Below are 3,831 nucleotides of genomic sequence, written 5' to 3' on the forward strand. Positions count from 1 at the left end.
ATCCCTCCCCACCGTATAGACGGTGGGGAATCCCGCGCCTTACGTTGAAAGCGATTCCTTTCCTTGTATCTCTCTCAGCAAAGACATAAAAGAGAAATAAAAAAGTCATGAAAGTTCTCGAAGCCCACCACCTCCAGAAAACCTACCGGCAGGGGGGCAAGCAGGTGCGGGCGGTGGTGGATGTCTCTCTGACGCTGGCGGCAGGGGAGATCCTGGCTTTCTTGGGGCCCAATGGAGCCGGCAAGACCACCACCATCAAGATGATTGCTGGGCTGATCCGGCCGGATGCTGGCACGGTGCGCATCCTGGGACGGGATCCCCACGCCGATGCGGGTGCGCTGGCCCAGGTGGGGGCGGTGCTGGAAGGCAACCGCAACCTCTACTGGCGGCTGACCCCCTTGCAAAACTTGGAGTACTTTGGCGTGCTGCGGGGGCTATCCCCCAGAACGGCTCGCCAGCGGGGGCTGGAGCTACTGGAGACCTTTGGCCTGCTGGAAAAACGGGATGTTGCTGTGCAGACCCTTTCGCGGGGTATGCAGCAGAAGGTGGCCATTGCTGTTGCCCTCTTGCACCAGCCGGCTCTGCTACTTTTGGATGAGCCCACCCTGGAGCTGGATGTGGAAGCCGCCCAAGCAGTGAAATCCTTGATCCGCCAAATTGCCGCTGCAGGTCGGGCCATTCTCCTCACTACCCACCAACTGGAGATGGCCGAGGCCCTCTCAGACCAGGTGGCCGTGATCGAGGGGGGGAGAATCCTCTGCCAGGCCCCCACGCAGGAGCTGATCCGCCAGTTTGCCGGCGCAGCCAGTACTTATCGGATTGAGTTGGAACAAGACCTGGATCCCAGCCGGGCGGAGCGCCTGCTCCAGCAAGGGGTGGAGATTCTCGGCTTCCATCAGTTGCGCTTTGGCGGCTCTTCAGAGGCGTTGTATCAGGTGCTGGAGATCCTCAAGCCCTTGCCCCTGCTTAGCATTAAGCGAGAGGAAGCGGATCTCACCCACATTTTTCTCAAGCTGCTGCAGAGGAGATGAGACCACTGCTGTACCTGTTTTGGGCGGAGCTAAAGCGCACCTGGATCCAGTACATCCGCTATCCGGCAGAAGCCCTGGGCGGGATCCTGATCACCACCTTTTTCTTCTATGCCCTCTTTGCCGGCGCTCAGTATGTGGCGGGGCCGGCCTCCCAATTTGGCGAACGGCTGGACGCGGTGGTGATCGGCTATGTGCTCTGGACGCTGGTGATTTTTGTGGTGAACGATATTGCCCTCAACTTGCAGGTGGAAGCCCAGACAGGCACCTTGGAGCAGGTGTTGCTCTCGCCCTTTTCGGCGGCCACCCTGTTTTTGGCGCGGGCCTGCGCCAGCTTGGTGTTGCGCTTTTCCGTCGTCGTCGTTATTTTGGGCGTCATTTTGCTGTTGACAGGCAGCCGGCTGCGCTTTCCTCCCACTCTGTTGTTGCCCCTCTTGAGCGTGGTGCTGGGGGCCTATGGCTTCTCGTTTTTGCTGGGATCTGCTGCCTTGATTTGGAAGCGCATTCAACAACTGCTGATCCTGAGCCAATTTGGCCTGCTCTTTCTCCTAGCCACCCCCACAGAAGAGTGGTCGGGATCCCTGAAGTGGCTGGGGCAGATGCTACCCATGACGGCAGGGGCTGGCCTGCTGCGGGATCTGATGGTGCGGGAGGTGGGATTGGATCCCCTGCGGCTGCTCATGGCTCTGGCCAGCGGCATTTTCTACTTCGGGCTGGGCTTGCTGGCCTTTCACCGGGCAATGCAACTGGCCAAACAGCGGGGCATCTTGGGATCCCAGTAGGACCTTGTCAGAGGGAGCGCCGGTCGCCAGGGGAGCGCAACAGGTGAGGGAAGTGGTACTCCACTGCGCCGGTGGTGAGGTTGTTCTCAGGGGAGGCAATGCCCCGTCGGCTTAGCTCTCGCAGCGCTTTTTCAATCTCGTCAAAGTCAGCAGGGAGCTCGATGGCGATCTCCGAGAGGGTGAGGATCCCTTGTCGCTGCTGCGCCAGCCGTAGGATCTCCCGCATCAGCGCCTGACCCTTCAAAGGCTGAGGCGGGGCCGAGACAGACTTGGCGGGAGCCCCAGAGGGGCGGATCCCTTGCAAGACGGCCAGCTTGAAGTTGTAATCTTCCACCATGCCTGAGATCAAAAACAGGTCAATCAACTGGCCAATTCCCAACAGGCCAAAGGTAAAGAACCAGAGAAAGCCTGTCCCGGTTTTGCCCAGGTAAAAGCGATGGACACCGCAGATGCCGAATATGCCCAACGCCCAGAGGAGATAGGCGGTGCCGAGGGATTTGGGCTCGGCAGGGGGCAGCAGGTAGCGAGAGCTCATGGGCATCAGTCAAGATAGCTTGGACTGGTAACCCTAGTCTGCCATCTTTTGCCTTGGACGGGCAGGACACCCCTGCTCTGGCCCTTGAAAGCGGGCCTAGAGGTGGGAGGGTAGCTTCAAGCAGATAAAGAGGCTGAAAATGAGATCCAGCTCTTCAGCTCGAAGAACTCCGTCGGGGGGGGCGGCGGTCACGCCCCCAGGAGACCAAGGAAGGTCGATGCTTGAGCCCATCTTAATCGGGTTGAGTGCTGTGCTCTGGGGCCTCCTCTGGGGCTACGCCACGCTGCTAGTTGTGCTAGTCAACTTCAAAGAACAGGGATCCGTTTACGCCTACCCCATGCAAGCAGTGTTAGATCGCTTTGTGGAATCGCTGGGGCTGGGTTGGCTTAAGGATCTGCATGCCATGCAACTGCAGCCACTGCGCCGGATTAGCTATGCCCTCTTCGGCGCCGTTACCTTGGGAGTGACCTTCATGCTCTGGGTTTTGGGGTGAGGCAGTGGCTAGCTCCTCGATCTAGCCCTAGGCAGAGCTGACTGCACCTGTTGAAAAGTCCCGCTGCTTAGCCTCTCTCGCAAGGAGGGATCTAATAGAAAATTGCTTGCAGCTTTTTCAAGCAGGCTTGGATCTGAGCCATCTCTTCCGGATTCAGCTTTTGAAAGCGCTCTTTCAGGTAGGCCACATGAACCGGGAAGACCTGTTCAAACAGTTTTTCCCCCTCTTCGGTAAGCACGATCTTGAAGCAGCGGCGGTTTTCTGGAGGTACCTCGCGGCGCACTAGCCCCTTTTGTTCCAGGCGATCCACGATCCCGGTCAGCGTCCCTTTGGTAACCAGCGTTTTCTGGGCCAGGATATTCATCGTCAAGCCAGGAGTGTTGCCAATGGTTACCAACACATCGAATTGGGGGGCGGTCAGCCCTATCTGACGAATGTGAGCGCTGGCGTAGTTTTCAAAGGCTTGGTAAGCCCGCGCCAGATCCCGCAGCAGCCCCAAAAAAGGCTCCCGCGCCGCCACCACCGAGGGCTTGAGGGCCTCGCCTTGGGGAAGCGGAGAGGACAGAGACTCAGCAGAAGTGGGCATCGCTGCAGCTCGCCGAACGAGACTAATCCACCCAGCAAGAACAGTTTTGGCTTTATGATAGCCGACTGCACTATAGTCCTAATACAAATTAACGGCCATTTCGCCAGCTCCGTGGAGCTATTCCATCCCAAGGCAACGCACAGGAGCTCTCTCCATATCCAGAGGGGGCCTACGGAAGCGGGGCGAAGACCGGAAACGACCCACAGAATGCCAAGGGCCAGCCCGGCGTGTTTCCAGCTTATTTGAAGCGACCTCGAGCCTCAACCCTAGGGATCCCGGCTGCGTCTGGACGGATCCCTCGGACGAAGTGTCGCCATTCGGTTGCTGCGACTGCAGAAGTTGGATAGTAAACTACCCGGCTCCGACCGCTAAGCGGTACGGAGCAGGCTTAAGCGCTACGCGCCGCT

General features: G+C 58.7%; 5 protein-coding genes. 3 read left to right on the forward strand and 2 right to left on the reverse strand.

Annotation, left to right across the window (positions count from 1 at the left end; all coding sequences use genetic code 11):
- The first annotated feature begins 107 nt into the window (after positions 1-107).
- Together NW835_RS04260 and NW835_RS04265 are read left to right on the forward strand one after the other, a co-directional pair.
- Positions 108-1,031 (forward strand): ABC transporter ATP-binding protein, encoded by a 924-nt coding sequence (locus tag NW835_RS04260; protein WP_414414602.1) that lies wholly within the window; start codon positions 108-110, stop codon positions 1,029-1,031.
- Positions 1,028-1,810, forward strand: coding sequence for an ABC transporter permease (locus NW835_RS04265; RefSeq protein WP_414386617.1), 783 nt, complete (start codon positions 1,028-1,030; stop codon positions 1,808-1,810). The genes NW835_RS04260 and NW835_RS04265 overlap by 4 nt, the downstream gene beginning before the upstream one ends.
- A gap of 7 nt (positions 1,811-1,817) precedes the next feature.
- Here the strand turns inward: NW835_RS04265 and NW835_RS04270 are convergent, their stop codons facing one another.
- Positions 1,818-2,345, reverse strand: a complete 528-nt coding sequence (locus NW835_RS04270) for a TM2 domain-containing protein (RefSeq protein ID WP_414414603.1) — start codon at positions 2,343-2,345, stop codon at positions 1,818-1,820.
- A 217-nt stretch (positions 2,346-2,562) separates the two neighbouring features.
- Between NW835_RS04270 and NW835_RS04275 the strand changes: the two genes are divergently transcribed.
- Entirely contained in the window at positions 2,563-2,838 is a 276-nt protein-coding gene (locus NW835_RS04275; RefSeq protein WP_414366738.1) for a hypothetical protein, read from the forward strand.
- Positions 2,839-2,929: 91 nt separating this feature from the next.
- Here NW835_RS04275 and NW835_RS04280 read toward each other — a convergent pair whose 3' ends face one another.
- A complete protein-coding gene (locus NW835_RS04280) occupies positions 2,930-3,424 on the reverse strand; it encodes a MarR family winged helix-turn-helix transcriptional regulator (protein WP_414414604.1) in 495 nt (164 codons plus the stop codon).
- Positions 3,425-3,831 lie beyond the last annotated feature (407 nt).

It is taken from the genome of Synechococcus sp. OH2 (assembly GCF_047462155.1).
GTDB lineage: Bacteria > Cyanobacteriota > Cyanobacteriia > Thermostichales > Thermostichaceae > Thermostichus.